The organism is Plantibacter lichenum, assembly GCF_050587525.1.
Taxonomy (GTDB): domain Bacteria; phylum Actinomycetota; class Actinomycetes; order Actinomycetales; family Microbacteriaceae; genus Plantibacter.
Genome location: NZ_JBOBFT010000018.1, coordinates 1 through 21,370, shown reverse-complemented (window position 1 = coordinate 21,370; position 21,370 = coordinate 1). Strand labels below are relative to the sequence as shown.

The 21,370-nt window shown below is 67.9% G+C and carries 19 protein-coding genes; 12 read left to right on the top strand and 7 right to left on the bottom strand.

The genetic code is table 11. From position 1 onward, the window contains the following. Nucleotides 1–12 precede the first annotated feature (12 nt). Together ACQ3HB_RS19095 and ACQ3HB_RS19090 are read left to right on the top strand one after the other, a co-directional pair. Nucleotides 13–1,263: an aminotransferase class V-fold PLP-dependent enzyme gene (locus tag ACQ3HB_RS19095; protein ID WP_430922279.1), complete on the top strand. Its 1,251-nt coding sequence runs from the start codon at nt 13–15 to the stop codon at nt 1,261–1,263. After that, nucleotides 1,260–1,631 carry a RidA family protein gene (locus tag ACQ3HB_RS19090; RefSeq protein WP_430922278.1) on the top strand — a complete coding sequence of 124 codons (372 nt, stop codon included), beginning with the start codon at nt 1,260–1,262 and terminating at the stop codon, nt 1,629–1,631. The genes ACQ3HB_RS19095 and ACQ3HB_RS19090 overlap by 4 nt, the downstream gene beginning before the upstream one ends. 52 nt (nt 1,632–1,683) lie before the next feature. Here ACQ3HB_RS19090 and ACQ3HB_RS19085 read toward each other — a convergent pair whose 3' ends face one another. Together ACQ3HB_RS19085 and ACQ3HB_RS19080 are read right to left on the bottom strand one after the other, a co-directional pair. Beyond that, nucleotides 1,684–2,490: an IclR family transcriptional regulator gene (locus ACQ3HB_RS19085; RefSeq protein ID WP_430922276.1), complete on the bottom strand. Its 807-nt coding sequence runs from the start codon at nt 2,488–2,490 to the stop codon at nt 1,684–1,686. 76 nt (nt 2,491–2,566) lie between these two features. After that, entirely contained in the window at nt 2,567–3,358 is a 792-nt protein-coding gene (locus tag ACQ3HB_RS19080; protein WP_430922275.1) for an MBL fold metallo-hydrolase, read from the bottom strand. 196 nt (nt 3,359–3,554) lie between these two features. On the opposite strand from ACQ3HB_RS19080, the gene ACQ3HB_RS19075 reads away from it, so the two are divergent. The 3 genes from ACQ3HB_RS19075 to ACQ3HB_RS19065 all read left to right on the top strand — a co-directional run bounded on the left by ACQ3HB_RS19075 (nt 3,555) and on the right by ACQ3HB_RS19065 (nt 6,849). Further along, entirely contained in the window at nt 3,555–4,727 is a 1,173-nt protein-coding gene (locus ACQ3HB_RS19075) for a GDSL-type esterase/lipase family protein (protein ID WP_430922273.1), read from the top strand. 81 nt (nt 4,728–4,808) lie between these two features. Next, complete coding sequence (locus ACQ3HB_RS19070; protein ID WP_430922271.1) at nt 4,809–5,873, top strand: Gfo/Idh/MocA family protein; 1,065 nt, start codon at nt 4,809–4,811, stop codon at nt 5,871–5,873. An 82-nt stretch (nt 5,874–5,955) separates the two neighbouring features. Next, the gene (locus ACQ3HB_RS19065; RefSeq protein WP_430922269.1) at nt 5,956–6,849 is read left to right on the top strand and encodes a phosphotriesterase family protein; all 894 of its coding nucleotides are present in this window, start codon (nt 5,956–5,958) and stop codon (nt 6,847–6,849) included. Nucleotides 6,850–6,917: 68 nt separating this feature from the next. On the opposite strand, the gene ACQ3HB_RS19060 is transcribed toward ACQ3HB_RS19065, so the two are convergent. Further along, on the bottom strand, nt 6,918–8,474 hold the full coding sequence (locus ACQ3HB_RS19060; protein ID WP_430922267.1) for an Ig-like domain-containing protein: 1,557 nt from the start codon (nt 8,472–8,474) through the stop codon (nt 6,918–6,920). A gap of 235 nt (nt 8,475–8,709) precedes the next feature. On the opposite strand from ACQ3HB_RS19060, the gene ACQ3HB_RS19055 reads away from it, so the two are divergent. The 4 genes from ACQ3HB_RS19055 to ACQ3HB_RS19040 all read left to right on the top strand — a co-directional run bounded on the left by ACQ3HB_RS19055 (nt 8,710) and on the right by ACQ3HB_RS19040 (nt 13,425). Next, complete coding sequence (locus ACQ3HB_RS19055; RefSeq protein ID WP_430922265.1) at nt 8,710–9,984, top strand: mandelate racemase/muconate lactonizing enzyme family protein; 1,275 nt, start codon at nt 8,710–8,712, stop codon at nt 9,982–9,984. Continuing rightward, nucleotides 9,981–11,699 carry an IlvD/Edd family dehydratase gene (locus tag ACQ3HB_RS19050; RefSeq protein WP_430922264.1) on the top strand — a complete coding sequence of 573 codons (1,719 nt, stop codon included), beginning with the start codon at nt 9,981–9,983 and terminating at the stop codon, nt 11,697–11,699. The genes ACQ3HB_RS19055 and ACQ3HB_RS19050 overlap by 4 nt, the downstream gene beginning before the upstream one ends. Before the next feature lie 45 nt (nt 11,700–11,744). After that, nucleotides 11,745–12,767, top strand: a complete 1,023-nt coding sequence (locus ACQ3HB_RS19045) for a zinc-dependent alcohol dehydrogenase (protein WP_430922262.1) — start codon at nt 11,745–11,747, stop codon at nt 12,765–12,767. A gap of 124 nt (nt 12,768–12,891) precedes the next feature. Then, nucleotides 12,892–13,425 (top strand): helix-turn-helix domain-containing protein, encoded by a 534-nt coding sequence (locus ACQ3HB_RS19040; RefSeq protein WP_430922260.1) that lies wholly within the window; start codon nt 12,892–12,894, stop codon nt 13,423–13,425. Nucleotides 13,426–13,465: 40 nt separating this feature from the next. Here the strand turns inward: ACQ3HB_RS19040 and ACQ3HB_RS19035 are convergent, their stop codons facing one another. Beyond that, nucleotides 13,466–13,972 carry a MarR family winged helix-turn-helix transcriptional regulator gene (locus tag ACQ3HB_RS19035; RefSeq protein WP_430922258.1) on the bottom strand — a complete coding sequence of 169 codons (507 nt, stop codon included), beginning with the start codon at nt 13,970–13,972 and terminating at the stop codon, nt 13,466–13,468. Between the two features lie 75 nt (nt 13,973–14,047). Here ACQ3HB_RS19035 and ACQ3HB_RS19030 point away from each other — a divergent pair, with 75 nt between their 5' ends. After that, nucleotides 14,048–15,700, top strand: coding sequence for an MFS transporter (locus ACQ3HB_RS19030; RefSeq protein ID WP_430922256.1), 1,653 nt, complete (start codon nt 14,048–14,050; stop codon nt 15,698–15,700). Nucleotides 15,701–15,941: 241 nt separating this feature from the next. Further along, nucleotides 15,942–17,540: a DUF4832 domain-containing protein gene (locus ACQ3HB_RS19025; protein ID WP_430922254.1), complete on the top strand. Its 1,599-nt coding sequence runs from the start codon at nt 15,942–15,944 to the stop codon at nt 17,538–17,540. A gap of 52 nt (nt 17,541–17,592) precedes the next feature. Here the strand turns inward: ACQ3HB_RS19025 and ACQ3HB_RS19020 are convergent, their stop codons facing one another. Beyond that, nucleotides 17,593–18,303, bottom strand: coding sequence for an IclR family transcriptional regulator (locus ACQ3HB_RS19020; RefSeq protein ID WP_430922253.1), 711 nt, complete (start codon nt 18,301–18,303; stop codon nt 17,593–17,595). A gap of 14 nt (nt 18,304–18,317) precedes the next feature. Next, a complete protein-coding gene (locus ACQ3HB_RS19015) occupies nt 18,318–19,502 on the bottom strand; it encodes an adenosylhomocysteinase (protein WP_430922252.1) in 1,185 nt (394 codons plus the stop codon). 100 nt (nt 19,503–19,602) lie between these two features. Between ACQ3HB_RS19015 and ACQ3HB_RS19010 the strand changes: the two genes are divergently transcribed. Next, a complete protein-coding gene (locus tag ACQ3HB_RS19010; protein ID WP_430922251.1) occupies nt 19,603–21,084 on the top strand; it encodes a Gfo/Idh/MocA family oxidoreductase in 1,482 nt (493 codons plus the stop codon). Between the two features lie 8 nt (nt 21,085–21,092). Here the strand turns inward: ACQ3HB_RS19010 and ACQ3HB_RS19005 are convergent. Continuing rightward, nucleotides 21,093–21,370: putative immunity protein (locus ACQ3HB_RS19005; protein ID WP_430922249.1), on the bottom strand; the 278-nt coding region annotated here is incomplete at its 5' end.

The window sequence follows — 21,370 nt, the reverse complement described above, 5'->3', positions numbered from 1 at the left end:
GGAGCGTCTTCCATGGGACTGTACGAAGCGCTCGGTGTCCGCCCCGTGATCAACGGTGTCGGACCGGCGACGAGGCTGGGCGGCCTGCCCGTGTCCGACGCCGTCTGGGCGGCGATGCGGGAATCGATGCAGGTGAGCGTGCGCATCAGCGTGCTGCAGGCGGCAGCCGGCCGACGGCTGGCCGAGCTCCTGGGCGTTCCGGCCTGCTACGTCACCTCGGGCGCGGCATCCGCCCTCACCCTCGCGACGGCCGTCGCCATCACGGGTCGAGACGTCGCGAAGATCGACGCGCTTCCGAACACGGCCGGCATGGTGAACCGCGTCGTCGTCCAGCGCGCACAGCGAGACCCGTATGATCACGCGCTCACGGCTGCAGGCGCCGAACTCGTCGAGATCGGTTTCCCCCACACGACCCACAGGAACGAATTGGAGCGGGTCCTCGACGAGCGCACCGCGGCCGTCCTGGTTCGCCCCGGCGCTCCGGGGAACCTCCTGAGCCTGCGCACGATCAGCGAGATCGCCCATGCCCACGGCGTCCCAGTGATCGTCGACGGCGCACTCCGCGTCCCGCCGATCGACCGCTTGCACCAGTTCTTCGCCGATGGAGCCGACCTCGTCGCGGTGAGTGGAGGCAAGAAGTTCCGTGCGCCGCAGGCGACCGGCATCCTCTGCGGCCGGCCGGATCTCATCGACGCCGTTCCGCTGCATCAACAGGACATGGACGAGCGGGAGGAGACCTGGCTCTCCGGCGCTCAGGCGACCAGCGACGACCCGTGGGCCGACACCTCACCTCCGCGCCACGGCATCGGGCGGTCGATGAAGGTCGGACGGGAGCAGATCGTCGGACTCGTGACCGCGGTGGACCGGCACATCAACGCCCCCGGCGTCGACGACCGGATCGGTTTGGCGGAGCTCGACGAGCTGCACGACCGGCTGACCCGTGCTGGACACACCGTCGACCGAGGCGTCGAGGAGTCGCTCGACGTGCCCACCCTCCACATCGACCTGTCCCGCACGGGCGTGGACCTCGATGACGTGATCCGCGCGCTCGCGACGGGCGACCCCGCGGTCGCCGTCGGTGAAGACCTCGTGTGGCGCGGGGTCCTGGTCGTCAATCCGCTCGCCCTCCTCGCCGGAGACGCCGAGCGATTCACCGTGGCCCTCGGCGCCGCGCTCGAGCGGGCAGGCGTCGCCCCGCCGACCTCAGCTTCCGCGGCTCACCAGCCCGGAGCATCGCCCCCCACCGAAAGGCACCCCGTATGACACGCGTCCCAGGATCCTCGACCGCCGTTCCGCCTCCCGCTGGACCGTACTCGCAGAGCGCACGCATCGGCTCTTTCGTCGCGAGCTCCGGCCAGGCCGGTTTCGCTGCGGACGGTTCACTTCCGGACGACGTGCGCGAGCAGACGTCTCTGGCACTCGCCCACGTCCGCGACGCCCTGGCTGCGTCCGGTGCCGGACTGGAGCACGTCCTGCACACCCGTGTCTACCTGACCGACCCATCGCAGTTCGCGATCATGAACGAGGTCTACACGGAGTTCTTCCGCGCACCGTACCCCGCTCGGACGACCGTGTACGTCACCCTGCCGCCGGGGATGCTCGTCGAGATCGACGCACTCGCCGTCGTCTGAGCGCCGGGTCGCTGCGGCCGGGCCCACGCTGGGACCGCAGCGACGCCGATGCTCAGAGCGAGCGGGTGAGCCCGGCCGACGCCGATCGGAGCGCCAAGAGCACTTCCTCTCGGAGCGCGTCCTTGTCGAGGACCCGCGGTGAAGGGATCGAGCAGCTGATCGCCGCAACGACGCCCCCCGTTGAGTTGAACACGGGGACGGCTACGCAGTAGAGCCCCTCGGTGTACTCGCCGCTGTCCTCGGAGTAGCCGAGGCGGCGGGCGTCCGTCAGTACCTGCAGGAGCTCCGGCATCGTTCCGATCGTGTGCTCGGTGTACTTCTGGAGACGGATTCCGGTGAACCGCCGGATGACCTCGTCTTCGGGCAGTGCTGCGAGGAGCACCTTCCCGAGCCCCGTCGTGTATGCCGGCAGCCGCTTGCCAACTTCGGAGACCAGCCGGAGTGGTTGATCGGAGTCCTCTTTGGCGATGTAGACGTTCTCGATGCCGTCGAGCACGGCCATCTGGATCGTCTCGTTCAGCTGGTCGCGCGCTTCGCGCAGGAAGGTCTTGCCCGCCGAGGCGAGGTGGTCGGGCAGCAGGAACCCGCGACCCACCTGCCAGGCGCGGACACCGATGCGGTAGACCTTCAGATCCGGATCGAGGTCGAGGTACCCGCGGCTCGTCATCACCTGGAGCAGACCGTGGAGGCTGCTCTTGGGAAGGTTGAGAGCATCACGGATCGTGCCGAAGCTCTGACCGCCCTCGTGCTGGGAGATGAGGTCGAGGAGGTCCATCACCCGTTCGGCCGATTTGATGGATCCGCTCGTCGCAGCGGCGGAAGCGCCGGCGCTCTCGGTCGTGGTCTCGGTTAGTGACACGGTGGCCCTCCCAATTCGACCCGTCCAGTGGAGCTGGACGGGTGACTGACTCGCACGCGCATGCTGTCGGGGTCCGTCACCGGTCCCCTCCCCTCAGCACGTCGACTATATTCTGCATCGTTCCATGCAGTCCTGGTTCGTGGATCGGGATGACGACGTCGTAGTCGTCGCGATACCGCTCGATGACGCGCCGGCAGGTGGCGATGTCTTCGGCGATGCCGATGGGTCGGCCCTGCCTGATGTTCTCCATGGTGAACGCGGTCTCCAAGATCGCGACCGTGCCGTGCACGGTTTCGATGACGACGCCTGCCGAGCCCGGGTGGTGTCCGCCGGTGACGTCGAACGTCACACCTGGCACGACATCCGCCCGATCGTCCACGAGGTGCAAGCGGCCTTCGACTCCGAACGTCCGGAGGGAGGACCATGCGTCTGCGGTGAAGTAGAACTCCGGCGCCGGATGGCCCGGCGCGCCGTCGAGGAACTCCAGCACACCCGGCCGTGCGACGTACACCTGAGCCCGAGGGAGCATCTCGGCGCTCAGTCCTCCGGTCGCATACGTGACCGTCTGGGTGATGAGAGCGAAGTCGATGTCGTCCGGAACGACCCCGAATGCCTCGTAGGCGTCGACGAGGGTCTTCGGGTCTCGGAAGACCGCATCGGGATGCACGGAACGGTTCGCACGATCGAGTCCGGCGAGATCGTCCGGGCCGAGTGGCAGTCCCGTGTCGACGATGCCGATCGAGTCGTCGGAGCGGAGCAGCCACACGGAGAAGTCGAGTGGCACCAGGTCCGTGCTGTTGTCGGCGAACAGCACTTCCCATCTGGGTGCGGGAAGCGTGCCGACGCGGAACACCTCGATGTCGAACACGGATCCCCCGGAACGGTGACAGGTCCGGCGAGCGGACGATGGATGAGATGAGCGTCGACGGGCTACCGGTGTTTCCTGAACGACGGTCACATATCTGAACAAACTCTACACGAGATGCCTCACCCAAGTGCCTCTGTCCACTAATGTGAACGCGAGTTCAGCAAGCTTTCATCTCCGACCCTCGAGGACGAGCCCCATGATCATCACCGACTGTGAACCACTGCTCGTCGGCGCCGCCGCCGTGTTCCGTGACGACGAATCCATCACCCCGATCCGGTTGCCCCTCTGGACCCGCGCGCACTATTCGAATCGAACGATGGAGATGGTCGCCCTCTGCCCCATGGGTGTGCGTCTCCGATTCACCACCGAGGCGCGGCGACTGACCCTTCACTCCAGAGTGGAGCAGAACACCTCGTGGCAACAGCCGGAACCGACTCGCGCGGCGATCTGGCTCGCGACGACGGGCGACGGGCCGTCTCGACAGGAACTCGCACGGGTCGTCACACTCGCCCCGGACGTGCTCGTCGACGAGGCGGACGGCAGCCGCACCCTGCATCCCCGAGATGGAGGACCGCAGACCTTCGACCTCCAGGACATCGGGACGTCGGGCCCCAGAACCGTCGAGCTCTGGCTCCCGCACAACGCGCGAGTCGATCTCGAATCGCTCGAGAGCGACGCGCCGGTCACGCAGGCGGCCCCGCCATCGGGGCCGCGATGGCTCCACTACGGCAGCTCGATCAGCCAATGCGTCGAAGCCGACGACCCCCTCAGCTCCTGGCCGATGCAAGCGGCGGCCGAACTCGGCGCGGACCTCATCTCGGTCGCGCTGTCGGGCAACGCGATGCTCGACCCGTTCGTGGCGAGGTCGATAGCGGATATCCCGGCCGACGTGATCACACTGAAGCTCGGCATCAACATCGTGAACGCCGCAGCCATGACCGCGAGGACATTCGGCCCGGCCATCCACGGCTTCCTCGACACGGTGCGGCAAGGCCATCCGCACACGCCCATCGTCGTCTTCACAGCCATCGCGTGCCCGATGCACGAGGAGACGCCCGGTCCGACCGTCTGGGGGGCGGGGCGCCTCCACGGGACGACGAGCACACCACCGCGTGAAGACGAACTGACCCTCGAAGACACCCGACGGATCGTGCGCTCGGTCGTCGCGACTCGCGAGCAGTCGGACCCGCGACTGTTCCTCGCAGAGGGAACCGAACTCCTCGGCCAGGACGACGCCGACCGCCTCTACGACGACCTCCACCCCGATCAGGCCGGATTCGATCTCATGGCGGGCCGCCTCGTCGCACTCGTGCGCTCGCGCGAAGACCTCGCGCGAGCGTTCGGGCAGGAGTTCCGTCGAAGCACTTGACGCGTCGACCGCGACCCAGGAGGATTCATACTTGAACATGCGATCAGTCATGTGAACGAGCTGGACTGTCCTGGAGGTCTTGTGTCCCGTCTGCGCGTCGGCATCATCGGTGCCGGCTCCTGGTCCGCCGCCGTGCACCTCCCCGAGCTCCGCCGACACGACGTCGACGTCGCCATCGTCTCCAGTCGGGAACAGACGACCGCGGAACGCATCGGAGCCCTGTTCGACGTCCCCCGGACGACGACGAGGTGGGAGGACGTCCCGGACGCATATCTCGACGCGATCATCGTGAGCAGTCCGCCTTCGGCCCACCGTGAGCAGGTCGTCGCCGCACTGCGGTCCGGGGCCCACGTCCTGAGCGAGAAGCCCATGTCCGTCGCGCCCAAGGATGCGACGGCAATGCTCCGCACCTCCGAGGAGACCGGACGAGGCCTCCTCGTCGGTTTCGGCTGGCCGTTCTCAGCTCTGTTCACCCGTGCGAAAGCAGTCATCGACAGCGGCGCGATCGGCGCGATCGAACACGTCGAGATGCGACTGCACGCCAACATCCGCGAGCTGCTGACCGGCACGGCCGAACTGGAGTGGCAGCGGAAGGGCGTCACGAGCGAGCCCTCCACGTACCGCGACCCGGCGAACGCCGGCGGCGGGGCGATCACCACGACGCTCAGCCACGCCCTCGGCATGCTGAGCTGGTTGACGGGAGACGCGATCGCCCGCGTCGCGGCCACCGCCAGCCCGTCCGGAAAACCCATCGACCTCCACGGCGCGATCGCCGGGTCCCTCACCGGCGGCGCATCCGTGTCACTGTCCTACGCGAGCACTTCGTCCTCCTCCCCCGGCGTCGGCTGGCAGGTGGCGCTCATCGGCTCCGCCGGTGAACTGCTCATCGACTTCGCGGAAGGAACCCTTCGACTGCAGGGGGCGAAGAGCGAGACCATTCGGCTCACGACGGAACAGGCGGCGAACCGACCGGGGGCGCCCACCTCCGCCCTCCTCGATCTCGCTCGGACCGGAGTGGTCCCGGCGGCCTGCAGCGGACGGCTCGGCGCTCTCACGGTGTACACGACCGACGCGATCGCGACGAGCTTCCGAACCGGCCAGGTGATCAGCGTCGACCGGCGACGCCTGCCCGCGCACGGCTGGTAACGAGTTCCGCCCGCACCTGGAAGCCCCAACGAGAGGATTCATCATCGACGCTCCCTCATCCGTCACGACCGTCGCTGGCGCCGTGCCCGCAGATCGACTCGGCATCACCCACAGTCACGAGCACATCCTGTGGGACTACTTCGACCTCATCATGAGCTACGACGTCATCTTCGACGACGAGCTTGTGGCGACTGACGAAGTCGGCCTGTTCGCAGCCGCGGGAGGCGGCACCCTGGTCGATTGCACGACCACCGGTTTGGGCCCGCGTCCGGAGGCGCTTCGACGCATCTCCGAACGAACGGGCGTGAACATCGTGCTCGGTTGCGGCTGGTATCGGGAGAAGGTCTACCACCGCGAGGTCTTCGAGCGCACCTCCTCCGAGCTCGGGAACATCCTCATCCGTCATCTGACGGAGGGATTCGACGGCACTGACGTCCGCGCGGGGTTCATCGGCGAGATCGGCACGGAGCGCGGCAGTATCAGCCCGGCAGAGGAACGGGTCTTCCGGGCAGCAGCGAAGGCGAGTCTCGCGACCGGCGCGGCCATCCTCACCCACACCACCCATTTCGGGGAACTCGCCTTGGAGCAGATCGATCTCCTCGAAGAGTCCGGCGTCCAGCCGGATCGGATCGTCGTCAGCCACCTCGGTGACCGGGAGGACGCCGCTCACCTCCTCCGCATCGCCGACCGGGGCGTGTACCTCAGCATCGACAACATCGGCTACGAGAACGACGGGTACCCGTCGGACGATGTGCGTCTGCGCAATATCAGCACGCTCATCAAGCACGGCCACGCCGACCGAATCGTCCTCGGCACCGACATCGCCACACGATCGGCGCTCGCCACCTACGGCGGTCGCGGGTACGCCTGGTTGATCGAGGACTTCATCCCCAAAATGCGCGCTGCGGGCATCTCCGACGCGCACATCGAGGCAGCGACCACGTCGAACATCGCGAGCGCTCTCAGCCGCTCGTGAAACTCCGCACCTGAGGGGTCGACCGCGTACCGGATGACGGGTGGCGAGGCGCCACCCGTCATCCGTCGTCAACCCGCGATGACCGTCAGGAGATTCGACGTCACGTGCGTCGTGTCGGCCCGGAACGCGCGGGCCACGAAGGTGTGCGCGCCCTCACTCACGCTCACCGCTGCGCGGTACGGCGCGTACATGGACGTCTCGATCTCACGGCCGTTGTCGTAGAACGTGTACGCGTGCACGTCGTCGGCGGCGCCGAGTGACGCCGTCAGGACGACGACATCCCCGGCCTGCACCACGCTTCCGTGCGCGGGCCCGCTCAACGAGAGCTGAGGAGACAGGACGGCGACCGGCTTCGTCGACATGTCGAGGAAGCCCGAGTAGCGGCAGAGGTCGAACCCGAGGCCGTCGCCTGCGTTAAACTTCGCCTTCGCGTTCACCATGCCGTCATACGCGCCGGCGTAGGGGGCAGTCGGGTTCCACCACGTCATCGCTTCGCTGTACACCCACACGTACCGGTCGCTCTTCAACATCGCGTGGTAGACGTTGTGCTCGTACCATCGCTGCACATCGGTGGCGGTGAGGGACGAGTAGTAGGGATATTTGCTCGCGATCCCTGCCCTCGCATGGCCGAGGACGTTGTCCACGTAGACCGTCGATCCCATCTCGATCCGACCGAACGCGTCCTGTTCCGCCGTCGGCATGAGGTACCATCCGCCCTCCTGATACTGACGGCTTCGGAAGAACTGCGTCGTCTCGTCGAGGTAGTAGTCGTCCTCGCTCCCGTCCACGATCGTCACGGACTCGCCGATCGTCGACAGCATCCCGGCGATGAACGCGGGGAATGTCGCGTAGGGCGAATCGTACTCGTGCCCCTCGTAGTTCTCGGACTGGTACCGGAGCATCACACCGAGGAAGTAGCAGAGCACGACCACGTCCGGTTTTGCCGTTTGCAGCGCCGTCATGAACTGCGCGCCGCGAAGGCGGACCTGATCCTTGACCTGCTGGAAGGTCTTCCCCGGGAACTGACTGGTGGAGTAGAGCCAGGTGTGCGCTCCGTAGTCCTCCGGGTCGAGAGCGATCCCCTTGGCCCCGGATGCCGCAAGGGCCTGCCCCAGCAACGCGATCTTCGCCGCTGTGTTGTTCCAGATCGCGTCGTCGAACCAGTCGACGCCGCCCGCCGCCTGCGCATAGGCGTACGCGTAGATGAAATTGTCGGTGAAGGAGCCCCACTCGATGTCCTGAAGGACGTCGAGCTTCATGTCCGCCAGCGTGAGCACCTGCTGCGGCCCGAAGACGTCGAAGGCCTGGACGTACTTCGTACCGGGATTCTCCATGAGGTTGAAGACCACCCCATCGAATTGCGTGGCCTGCATCGCCGCTATGTTGTCTCGCACGAACACCGCGCCGGGCATGTCCCAGCCGGCTTCGATGAGTTTGCGTCGCCCGGAGTTCCTGGGGGCGCGATGCACTGCGCGCGCGCCTGCCGCGGCGGCATGGGGTGCGGCGCTCCGGAAGCCGGCCGCCGAAGCGGCGGCGTTCGCCGCAGTGCTGCCGAGGCCGGCTGCGGCCGTGGCGATGGTCAGACCGCTCGCCCCGAGGAAGGCGCGTCGTCCGAGTCCTGTCATGTTCGTCGTTCCAATCAGGTGAGAAAGCACTGTAGGTTCACAAATATGAATGCGTGTTCGTTCAAGATGCGCCCAGCGTGGCCGCGCGCGACGCACTTGTCAAGACTTTCCTGCGATGCGGGAGATCGTGATTGACCACCCCGGGTTACCCTGACATGATCAGGTCATGGATAGGAACCAAAGTTCATATGGACGTCTCGCAGCCCCGCGTGTCACCCAGGTTGAACGCTTCCGCGTGCGCGTCCCCTTCGCTCCGGCCGTCGCACAGTGGAACAGTCTCAACAACGCTCAGTGGGAACTGCTCGAAATCGTTCGCGTCCGAACCGAGGACTCCGACATCGTCGGATTCGGCGAAGCGCTCGCCTGTTATCCCGAGTTCTGCACGACCGAGACGGCATCGCAGAGCGTGCTGGGGAGCGCCCCGATCGACCACGCCGCCGACGACCGCCTCGGGCTGACACTGCAGATGGCGCTCTACGACGCTGCAGCGAAGTCCTTCGGCGTCCCGCTCCACCGGTTGTTCGGGAGACCGCAGGTCCGCGACAGGACACCACTGGCCTGGTGGACGACGAAGATGCCCCCGGAGCTGCTGGCGGAGGAGGCATCACGCGCCGTCGAGGCGGGATACCTCGCACAGAAGATCAAAGCACGCCCCTGGTTCGACGTCCGCGAGCAACTCGATGCGATCGAACGGGTCACCCCGCCCGAGTACCGCGTCGACATCGACTGGAACTCGATGCTCCTCGACGCCGCACACGCGATCCCCGTCCTGCAGGAACTCGCCCACCGCCCCCAGATCGGCCTCTTCGAGAGCCCCATCCGCCGTTCGGACTCGGCAGGACACCTCCGCCTCCACAACACGGTCTCCACGATGCTCGTCGAACACTTCGACCCCACCCTGTTCCCCGTCTGGATGCGCGACGACTCGATGGACGGATTCGTTGTCAGTCCGCCCGGCGTCACCAGCATGCTCAATCGCGCCGATGCGGCCGCAGCCCTGCACAAGGACGTCTTCCTCCAGGTCTGCGGAACCGGCATCACCACCGCGTTCACTGCTGCGCTCAACGCGGTGCTCCCCTCCGCGAGGCTTCCTGCCGTGACGGTCATGAACACCTACTCGGACGACCTCATCGTCGAGCCGTTGACCATCTCTGGCGGCCACATCGAAGTACCCGGCGGCCCGGGACTCGGCATCGACGTGGACGAGGACGCCCTCGAGCGGTACCGGGTGCCGGACGATTTCGTCGTCCCCGTTCCGCGTCGACTCCTCACCTTCGACTACGGCGATGGGCGGAGGAAGGACTATGTGAGCGCGCAGCAACTGTGGGACGACTGCACCGAACTCACGACCATGCCGGTGCAACCGCCGGGAGCCTCACTGACGGTCTCGGACGACGACGGATCAGCGTCCTTCGCCCACCGGCACCGACGCTGCACGATCCGCCCGGAATGGGCCGATGAGGTTCGGCCACCGGTCACTTCCCTGCCCGCACGCCTGACCGCGTCATGACGCGTTTGCGCAGCGCCGAGTGGTACGAGGGCACATCGCGGAACGCGTACATCCACCGTGCATGGATGCGACGAGGTGTGCCGGACGACGCCGTCGACTCCTCGAAGCCGCAGATCGCCATCGCGAACACGGCCTCCGATCTGACGCCGTGCAACATGCACCTCGACGAGGTGGCGGACAGCGTCAAGCACGGCGTGTGGGCAGCGGGCGGCGTGCCGTACAACCTCCCCGTGGTCTCGCTCGGCGAAACTCAGGTCAAACCGACGGCGATGCTGTGGCGAAACATGGCCGCCATGGCGATGGAGGAGATGTTCCGCGCCAACCCCGTCGACGGTCTCGTGCTGCTCGGAGGCTGCGACAAGACGATTCCGGCGCTCCTCATGGCCGCGGCTTCCGTCGACATCCCCGCCATCGTCGTCCCCGGAGGCCCCATGCTCACCGGGCACTTCCAGGGGCGACCGCTCGGCTGCGGCACCGACGTCTGGAGACTGAGCGAGGAGGCGCGCGCCGGCACGATCAGCAGCGCCGAGTTCATCCGATCCGAGCAGTCGATGATCCGGAGCAAGGGGCACTGCAACACGATGGGAACGGCCTCGACGATGGCGATCGTCGCAGAAGCGCTCGGAATGAGCATCCCCGGCTTCGCCGGTACGCCCGCGCCCGACGCCGGACTGCTGGTCCTCTCGCATGAGACGGGTCGACTCATCGTCGACATGGTCGCAGAGGACCGACGCCCCAGCGACATCATGACGAAGAAGTCCTTCCTGAACGCGATCATCGCGGTGGCCGCGTTCGGCGGATCCACGAACGCCGTCGTCCACCTGCTCGCGATAGCGGGCCGCCTCGGCATCAACCTCACACTGGACGACTTCGACGAGGCGGGCGCCGATGTGCCGCTCCTCGCGAACCTGCAGCCGTCCGGCGCTTTCCTGATGGACGACCTCCACCGCGCGGGCGGGGTCCTCGCACTGCTGTCGCGGGTCCAGGACCTCCTGCATCCCGAGCCGATCACCGTCACCGGGTTTCCGCTCGTGCAGCATCTCCCAGGGCACGCGGTCTTCGACGACACCGTGATCCGTCCGCGCGACGCACCACTCATGGCGGACGCCGGCATCGCGGTGCTGCGTGGCAATCTGGCTCCGCGGGGCGCGATCATCAAGCCGTCCGCGGCATCGCCCACGCTGCTGCATCATGTCGGCCCAGCCCTGGTGTTCGACAGCGTCGAGGACATGCGCGCTCGAATCGACGACCCGGATCTCGACGTCACGGCCGACTCCGTCCTCGTGCTCCGCGGCTGTGGACCGCGCGGCTATCCCGGGATGCCGGAGGTCGGCAACATGCCGTTGCCCCGGAAGCTGCTGGAGGCCGGGGTTCGGGACATGGTCCGCATCAGCGACGCGCGCATGAGCGGCACGGCGTACGGCACCGTCATCCTGCACGTCGCTCCCGAAGCCGCGGCAGGAGGACCGCTCGCTCTCGTCCGCACCGGCGATACCATCCGACTCGACGTCACCGCACGCACGCTCGACCTCGACGTCACCGAGAGCGAGCTGCGGGTACGCGCTCAGAGCAGCGCGAGCGACGGCGCCTACGCATCGCCGACGAGAGGTTGGACGAAGCTCTACGTCGATCATGTGATGCAGGCCGACACGGGCGCCGACCTCGACTTCCTCGTCGGCGCGAGCGGAGACGAGGTGAGCCGTGAATCGCACTGACCCCGCTTCGATGCGGTCGTCGGCTTCCTGTGAGACGGCCCCGTGATGCGCGCGCTCGTCATCACCTCCGCTCGGCATGCCGAAGTGCAAGAGGTCCCGTGGCCTGTGCCGTCGGCCGGGCAACTCCTCGTCGATGTCGAACGTGTGGGGATCTGCGGTACCGATGTGGAGCTCTTCTCCGGCGAGATGGCCTACATCCAGCAGGGTCGCACCAGCTTCCCGCTCCGACCGGGCCACGAATGGACGGGGCGCGTCACCGCGGTCGGCCGGGCGGAGGACGAGATCTGGATCGGTCGCCGAGTCATCGGCGACACCATGCTCGGATGCGGTCGGTGCGAGTACTGCGAGTCAGGCCGCCACCACGTCTGCCCCCGTCGATGCGAGGTGGGAGTCCTGGACGGATGGGCTGGCGCGCTCGCCGAGCAGGTGCTCATCCCGACGCGCTTCGCCCACCGGATCCCGGACTCCATGACGCTCTCCGCCGCGGCACTCGTCGAGCCGGGTGGGAACTCGTGGCGCTCTGTCCGCGCGGCGGCCGTCAGTCCCGGCTCGACACTCCTCGTGATCGGCTCCGGAACGATCGGACTGCTCGCTGCGCAGTTCGCGCTCGCGGCGGGCGCGGACGTCCATGTCGCCGGCGCACGGCCGGAGTCACTCGACCTGGCCCGCGCGCTCGGCGTCCGGCACACCTGGATGATCGACGAGCTCGTCTCCGGACGGGAGGAGCGGTTCGACGCCGTTATCGAAGCGACGAGCGACCGGTCCATGCCGGCGCTCGCCGTGCAGCTCACGAAGCCCACGGGCCGGGTCGTGTACGTCGGCCTGGCCGCCGCGCCGAGCCCGATCGACACGCGCACGATCGCTCTGCAGGACATCACCGCGGTCGGCGTCCTGTCGGCATCCCCCGGGCTCGCAGCCACGATCGACAGTTTCGCGTCAGGCGCCGTCGTCCCCGACCCGATCGTCAGCGAGGTGATCGGCCTGGAGGACGTTCCGAGTCGACTCGCCGGTCTCCGCGGTGTCCTTGCCGGTCCCGGTCCAAAAGTGCACGTCAACCCGAGGATCTGAACTGCACGGGACGGCGAGACTCGTTGGTCGACAGCCGATGGCGGTACCGTGGCGGGTACGTGACGGCCCATTGGCGGCGCCGTGACGTGGTGCTGACGTCAGGGGTGGAGCGAGCATGAGATCCATGAACACAACACGAATCGTCGAAATCCGACAGACCATGGGCTGGACGCAGGAACGACTCGCGAACGAGAGCGGGGTCGGCCTCCGGACCGTGCAGCGGCTCGAAGCGGGTCACGACGCGAGCCTGGAGACCCTCTCACTCGTCGCCGATGCATTGCGAGTCCCCGTCCGCGACCTCTTCTCGGTCATCGAGGACGCGTCGCTCAGCGATCGCGTCGACTCCCTGTTGAACCGCACGGCGGAGCAGCAGGCCGCACGAGATCGGATCACCGACGCCTGGCGATGGCTGTACATCGGCATCGGCGTGATCGCCACACTGCTCAGCTTCACCTTCGGCTACGGGATCGTCCTGTTCCTCGGCTACTGGGTCGGCGGGTACATGATCCTCGTCGCGATCCGCCGGATCCATCTCGAGCCGCGCCTCGACGAACGATTCCCGCTCTCCCGCAGGAAGCCGCCGCGTCGCGAACGCCGTCGGGAGCAGGCGTCCGTCGTCAATGAACCATCCAGCGCCTCCGCCGGCGAAACGCTCTGACGGACGCGACGCGGATCTCGGGCTCACAGAAGGAGCTCGGTCAGCGCTCGTCCTCGCGACCGGCCTCTGCGACGTAGGCCTCCATGGTGTCGCGGAGCGTGTCGAGCAATTCCGCGAAGTCGTCGAGGAACTCGGGCGGATACGCCGCCATGACCCTGCCGATCTTCTCGCCGAGCGGATCGAAGAAGCCGTCGGCGGTCGTCTGGATGCCGGCCGTCGAGTGCAGCGTCACGATGCGGCGGTCGGTGTGGACGCGACTCCGTGTCACGTGCCCGGCCGCCTCGAGACGGTTGAGCAGGGTCGACGTGGCTCCGAAGGTCAGGCCGATGAGGTCGCTCAACTTGGCCGGTGACAGCGGCGTTCCGCGCTCCTCCGCCGCGAGGATCTCGATCATCGCGGTTGCATCGGTCGAGTGCAGTCCTTCACGAGCGGCGAACTCGCGCGCGAGCTGCGAGTAGGTCGCACCGTACCCACGGAGGGCCTCGTTGACGCGGTCCCGCCGAGCGACGGAGGCGACGGCGCCGTCTGACTCCGTGTGCTCGTCCATGAGCGCCACATTATCACGCCACGAAGTTATTCCATGCTAAAGTCATTCCACAATCAAACTAGTTAGGAATGCATGATGCGTGTTTCCGAAGGAGCCCGGCGCTGGATCGGGCTGATAGCCGTCGCGCTGGGCGTGGCGCTGATCGTCGTCGACACGACGATCGTGAACGTGATCACCCCGTCCGTGATCGATGACCTGGGCATCGACTCCAGCCAGGCGCAGTGGATCCAGGAGTCGTACGCCATCGTGTTCGCGGCCCTGCTGCTCGTGGTCGGTCGTGTGGCCGACCTGCGCGGATCGAAGACGGTGTTCGTGTGGGGCGTCGTCGCCTTCGGCGTGACCAGCCTGCTCGCCGGCCTCGCCCCGAACGGTGAGATCCTGATCCTCGCCCGCTTCCTGCAGGGCGTCGGCGCGGCAGCGATCCTCCCGACCTCGCTCGCGCTGCTGAACCACACGTTCACCGGTCCCGCGCGCGGCAAGGCGTTCGCGGTCTGGGGTTCCACGATCGGCGCGGCGACGGCTCTCGGCCCCGTCCTCGGCGGCTGGCTGTCCGAGCACGCGTCGTGGCGGTGGGCGTTCGGGATCAACATCCCGCTCACGATCGTCATCCTGATCATCGCAGCACTGTTCCTCACCCAGCCGGCCCGTTCGAAGGGCCGCGTCGACCTCGTGAGCGCCGCGCTCTCCATCGCCGGCCTCGGGCTCCTCGCGTTCGGGCTCGTCGAGGGCCGCGTGTACGGGTGGGTCACGAGCGAGAAGCCGTTCGACCTGTTCGGCACGAGTTGGGACTCCGGACTCTCCCCCGCATTCGTCGCACTCCTGCTCGCCGTGATCCTGCTCGCGATCTTCGTCTGGCGCCAGGTCGTCGTGAGCCGTGGCACGAGCAGGCACCAGCCGCTCATGAACACGAAGCTGTTCTCCATCGCCTCGTTCCGGAACGGCAACATCGCGACGCTCATCATCGGGCTCGGTGAGTTCGGCATCATCGCCGTCCTGCCGCTGTGGCTGCAGTTCACCCTGGACTACTCGCCGCTGCAGGCCGGCCTGGCACTGGTCCCGATCGCTATCGGCAGCTTCGTCGCGAGCGGTGCGAGCTTCCCCCTCTCCGGAACGCTCAGCGCGCTGGCACTCGTACGGATCGGGCTCGTCCTCGAGGTCGTCGGTCTGGCCGGTCTCGGCCTCGTCGCCGCAGTCACCGACGCCGACTGGTTGCTGATCTCCGTGGTGCTGTTCTTCTACGGCATCGGGGTCGGATTCGCGACGGCCCAGGTGACCAACGTCGTCCTCGCCGACGTGCCGTCGGACGAGGGCGGTCAGAGCTCCGGCATCCAGAGCACGTTCCGGCAGCTCGGTTCCGCCCTCGGCATCGCCGCGCTGACGACGGTGTTCTTCTCCTCGCTGAGCAGCACGCTGCACGGCAAGCTCGTGGACGCCGGGCTCTCCGCGACCGATGCGAAGGGGTTCAGCGATGCCGTCACGGACAGCGCAGGCGCAGCCATCGGCCCCATCGCGGACAGTCCGGGACTCGCCTTCGTCGCGGATGCCGCGCGTGAGGCGATGACGCAGGCGGTCGCGCTCGGCTCGTATCTAGCAGCCGGGTTCCTCCTGATCGGTGTCGTCGCGACGTTCCTCATCCCGAGCCGGAGGCCGGTGGCCCGGGACGCCACGCACGACACGACCGCAGAGGACTCGGAATCCTCGAGCCAGACGTCGTCACCCACCGTCTGAGAGATGACCTCATCGGTCGCCGCGAACGTGGTGGCCGATGAGGTCGGCATCCGATCGGAACCCACATCGCTCGCACCGCGGGCGTTGCACCACACCCGATCGCTCACCCTCGTTGCGTGGTTCGCGCAGCCGCACTGCACGAATCGCCACCGTCGCGGGCGCCGCTCGCCATACTCATCCGAACAGCTTGCGTTTCCGCCCCACAGGGGCGCGAAACCCCTGAAGGAGTGGAGAGGTTCGGATGGAACGACGACGTGGTCTGGTCATCAGCGCACTGGTTGCCGGGGCGGTGATCATCGCTGCAGGCGGGGCACTGCCCGCCGTGGCCGCGCCCCCGCAGGCGAGCGCGGCGCCCGAGCCGGCCGTGGTGGCCTACGAAGCGAGCGACGCGATCATCGCCAACCCGGAACGCGGCTTCGACCACACGAACAACACGCACTTCTTCCCCGACGGGACCGAGGGCGGCCCGGGCTACACGCCGCTCGACGTCGCCACCCTCTCCTCGTACCGCGACGAGGGCATCACCGAGCTCGTCCGCGTCTTCTACATGGAACGCTTCGTCGCGGAGCCGACGCTCGATCCCGCCTGGCTCGCGCTCGTCCAGGCCGACTTCGATGCCGCACGCGAAGCCGGCATCTCGATCATCCCCCGCTTCGCGTACCTCGCGGGCGGCGAGTGGCCGTACGAACCGCCCTACGGCGATGCGCCCCTCGACATCGTGCTCGCCCACATCGAACAGCTCGCGCCGATCTTCCAGAACAACGCGGACGTCATCTCCGTCGTTCAGGCCGGGTTCGTCGGACTCTGGGGCGAGGGCTACTACACGGATCACTTCGTGGCGGACCCGGCCAATCCGGGCGTCGTCACCGAGGCCGACTGGGCGAAGCGTCGCGCGGTCGTCGACGCGCTCCTGCGGGCGGTGCCGGCCGATCGATCCATCCAGTTGCGCACGATGAACATGAAGCAGAACATCCTCGGCGTACCGACGGGCTCAGCGGGAGCGATCACCGGGGCGGAAGCGCACGACGGCAGCGCCATCTCGCGCATCGGCCACCACAACGACTGCTTCCTCGCCGCCCCCGACGACTGGGGCACCTACCTGTCCGACCCCATCGAGCTCGATCAGGAGTATCTCGCCGCGGAGAGCGACTTCGTGCCGGTCGGCGGTGAGACCTGCAACGTGAACCCGCCCCGCTCCGAGTGGGAGACGGCGTCGGCGGAGATGGAGCGGTACAACTTCAGCTACCTCAACTGGGACTACCTGCAGGCCGTCCTGCAGTCGTGGGGTCAGGAGAACCTCGACACGACCGCCAAGCGCCTCGGCTACCGCTTCGTGATGACGGAGAGCTCGATCGCCGACGGCGCACTGTCGCTGACCATTCGCAACGACGGCTGGGCCGCCCCGTACAACAGCCGCCCCGCCTCCCTCGTGCTGACGAACGCCGACCGAACCGTCCGTGTGCCCTTCGACGCCGATGCGCGCGACTGGGCAGCCGGCGAGACGGTGACGGTCACGGCGTCGCTGGCCGATGTGCCGTCGGGCGAGTACGACGCCGCACTGTCGCTCCCCGCGACGCACGACTCGGTCGCGGCGAACCCCTTGTTCGCCGTGCAGACCGCGAACATCGGCACGTGGGATCCGGTGACCGGACTCAACGGCCTGCAGCGTCGGGTCACCATCGCTGACGGCATCGTGACGGCTCAGCCGACCACGAACTCGGCAGCCCGGTTGCCGGACACCGGCACCGCGGTCGGCCCAGCCGCCCTGCTCGGCGGAGCGATCGTCCTGACGGGCGGGCTCGCACTGGTGCTCAGACGCCGACGCGCCGCGCAGATCTAGCCGGCGAGGGTCGCGACCCCGAACACCTCGGCCCCAGCGGCCCTCGGCGGACTCAGACGCCGAGGGCCGCCTGGATCTCCTGCGCGGCATCGACCGCCCGCTGCCGGACGAGGTCGACGCCGGACGGGCTGTAGCTCGTCGCGATGTACGGCACGGTGAGCGCTGCGATGGCCGCCCGTCCCTGCGAGCGGAGGATCGGCACCACCACGTCCGTGATGCCCGGCTGCACGGAATCCGGCCGCACGAGGGCGCCCTCCGTCCGGATGCGCTCGGCGAGCTCGTCGTCCACTCCGTCGTAGCGGTGCTCGGAGAAGGCGGCGAGCACCATCCCGGTGGCCGTCTCCGCGATGCCGAACGAGGCGCCGACCCGCACGCGCCAGCCGAAGTCGGCGGGGCTCTCCACCTGCGCGACCACTCGCACCCGATCGTCGTCGAGCGTGCCGAGGTTGCAGGACTGCTGCAGGTCGACGGCCAGCTCGCGCATGACCGGGGAGGCGACGGTCAGCAACGAGCGGAGCGGCTCCTGCCGATGCGCGAGATCGAACATCCGCATGGACAGCTGGTAGAAGCCGGACTGCTTGTCCCTCGAGAGGTACCCGCGCTTCTCGAGCCGCATGAGCGGCCGGAAGAGCTGACCGGGAGAACGCCCGACGGCGGTGGCGATCTCCAGCTGACTCATCGGCGCCGTGGCGTCGGCGAGGAGCTCGATGATGTCGAGCGCTTTGTCGATCGCTGGAGCGGAGTACTCGGGAGAGTCGGACATTCAGGCCTCATTCGTTACGACGATGCGTGCAGCGTCGCCATGATACGGCGTGCGATCACCCGGTCGATGTCATCGGGTACCGTCTGCGCGCCCGATCGCAGCGTGGCCGCATCGCTCGCGACGCGTTCGAGCGAGAGGGTCTGCAGCATGAAGCCGATGTCCATCGACTCGATCGAGTTGCCCTTGGGCGCCGTGCCGGCGAGGTTGAACATGCGCCCGTCGGCGATGAGGACGACGTGCCTGCCGCTCGGCAGCTCGATTCGCTCCAGGGCGTCGACGACCTCCGTCGCACCGGTCTGGTGCGCACGGATCGCTGGGACGTCGATCTCCCAGGGGAAGTGGCCGATGTTGCCGATGATCGCGCCGTCCGCCATCCGTTCGACGATGTCGTACCCGAGCACGTTCGGCCGTCCGGTCGCAGTGATGAAGACGTCGCCCCATTCGGCGAAGTCGTGCGCGTCACCGACCCGGAATCCGTCGAGCGTCGCCTCGAACGCCTTGATCTCGTTGGGGTCGACCACGGCGACCTTGCCGCCGAGGGACCGGAGGTACTGAGCAATGCCTCGACCGCACCAGCCGTAGCCGAACACGACGAAGCGGCGGGCTGGGATCATCACGTTCGTGATCCGCATGAAGCTCTCGACCGCGGACTGGCCGACGGCGTGCTTGTTCTCGCCGATGGCCTTCAGCAGGCTGTCGTTGATCACGATGACCGGGAATGTGACGCCATCGGCGAGCTCTCCGCGGAGGCGGTCGCCCCCGCTCGTGGTCTCCTCGGTCCCGCCGATGACGGTGTGCGCTAGGCCGCGCTCCACGAGCCCGGCGGCCAGGTCCGCGCCGTTGTCGAGCAGCATGTCCGGCTGGGCGTCGAGCACCAGGGCGACGTTCGCGGCGTGCTGCGCGAGGTCGTCCCCACGGCTGCCGTGGATCGTGATGTTCGGCAGCGTGTTGAGGTAGGCGACGACGTCGTCCTGCGTCGAGCCGTAGTTGCCCGTGCCGACGATCTCGGCGCCTCCCGCTGCGAGGGTCTCGACGAGGACCGCGGTCTTCGGCTCGACGTGGAGCGACATGCCGATGCGGTGCCCGGCGAAGGGCTGAGCATCCAGCATCTCGTCGCGGACCGCCGCGAGCATCGTCATCCGTGAGCGGATCCAGGCCACGCGGGCGCTCCCCTGGTCTGCGAGTGTCTTCGATGTCATGCTTCGAATCGTACACAGATGAATCTCGATTTCATATGCGCTCATGAACCCAACATTCATATATGCTTTCGACAGCCCGACGACCCGCTGGAGGAACACCATGACCGCACCCGCCCTCGGCTTCGTCGGAACGGGCTTCCACGCTCAGATCAACCTGCTCCCTGCCGCACGGGCCGCCGGGGTCGAACTCGTCGCGCTCGCGAGTCGTGACGCGGAGCGGTCCGCAGCCGCTCTGGCCGGGATCGGCAGCAGCGGGCGCGGCTTCGGCGGGGTCGACGACATGCTCGTCGGCACGCCCTCCCTCGACCGCGTGATCGTCTGCGCCCAGCCCGCGGACCAGCCCGCGATCGTCCGCCGACTCCTCGGCGCCGGCATCCATGTGCTCGCGGAGAAGCCGCTCGGCGGTGACGCGCAGGAGGCGCAGGACCTGGCGGACCTCGCACGAGCGAACGGGGCCGTGCTGCGGACGGCCTTCATGAAGCGTTTCGCGCCGGCCGCGATCGCCCTCCGCGAGCTCCTGGACGGCGGCGACCTCGGCGCCGTGCTCTCGTTCGACATCGCCTTCGCCGCGGAGACCTCCGCATTCGCTCCGACCCGTGCGAGCTTCATCCGCCTGGCCGCCATCCACCACATCGACCTGCTCCGCTTCCTCTTCGGCGAGGTCGAACGGGTCGACGTGGTCGCCTCCGGTACGGCCGAGACGTTCAGCATCATCGCGACGGTGCGCCTCGCGTCCGGGGCCGTCGGGACACTTCGACTGACGAACTCGGCCGGCTCGACGAGCGAGATCGACGAGGTCGCGGTCACCGCCGAACACGGCACCCTCGCGATGTCGAACACCCGCGAGATCACGATCCAGAAGGCCTCAGACGCTCCCGACTGGCAGCGGCTCAGCGAGACGACGACGCGGCTCCAGCCAGCGGTCAGCACGATGTCCGGCGCTGGCCAGGACCTCGTCCTGCGCGGCTTCGTCGGTGAGATCCGCGCGTTCGCGACCGAGGAGTTCGCGGCAGACGACGACAGCGCGGAGTCGAACGTCCGGACCATGCGGCTCGTCGACGAGATCGTGCGGCAGGCGACCGCATCGCTGCGATCCGGCGCGACGGCCCAGCCCGCCACAGCGATCCAGCCCGCCGCGTCCCGGAACCCGGCGGAGCAGAGGACGGTCATGTTCGGCCCGGCCGGTCCCATCCGCGATGCGATGAACGGCGCCATCCTCCGCGGCGAGAAGACCAGTTCGTCGAACCTGCTCGTCGCCATCGAAGCGATGCGCGACACCGTGCCGACCGCTGGCGAGACGCGCGTGCTGCTCGGTTCGAACGACGAGCCCGTCGCGCTGCTCCACTACGACCGGGTGTCGCAGCGGTTCCTCGGCGATGTCGACGAACCGCTCGCGGCCCTCGAGCACCGCACGCTCGACGATTGGCACGCCGCCCACCGGGACTTCTGGTCGACGCTCACGGACGACGTCCGCTCCCACCTCGGCGAGCCCGCCTGGACCCTATCCGATGACGAGGTCGTCGTCACGACGCAGGTCCGTGCGACCCCGTGGGTGCGGCTCGGTGAGGAGGAGTTGCTCTGACGTTCCGCTCAGCGGGCGTCGCGAAGCGCGGCCTGGATCGCCCGAATAGTCGAGCCGCGGACCCCCGAAGCGAGGAGACCGGCCCCGAGCGGGCCTGCGGCATCCTCACCGAGGAGTGGGAGCGTCACGAGCGCGACCCGGACCTCCGGCGTCACGCGCCCGAGCTGCCAGGCGATCTCGTCGGCGACCGCAGTCGAGCGCTCCGGAGCTGCGAGCCCGGCCGCTTGCGCCGCGTAGGCCGCGGCACCCAGGGCGTGCGCGCCCATGTGCGCGACCCCGGAGGCCT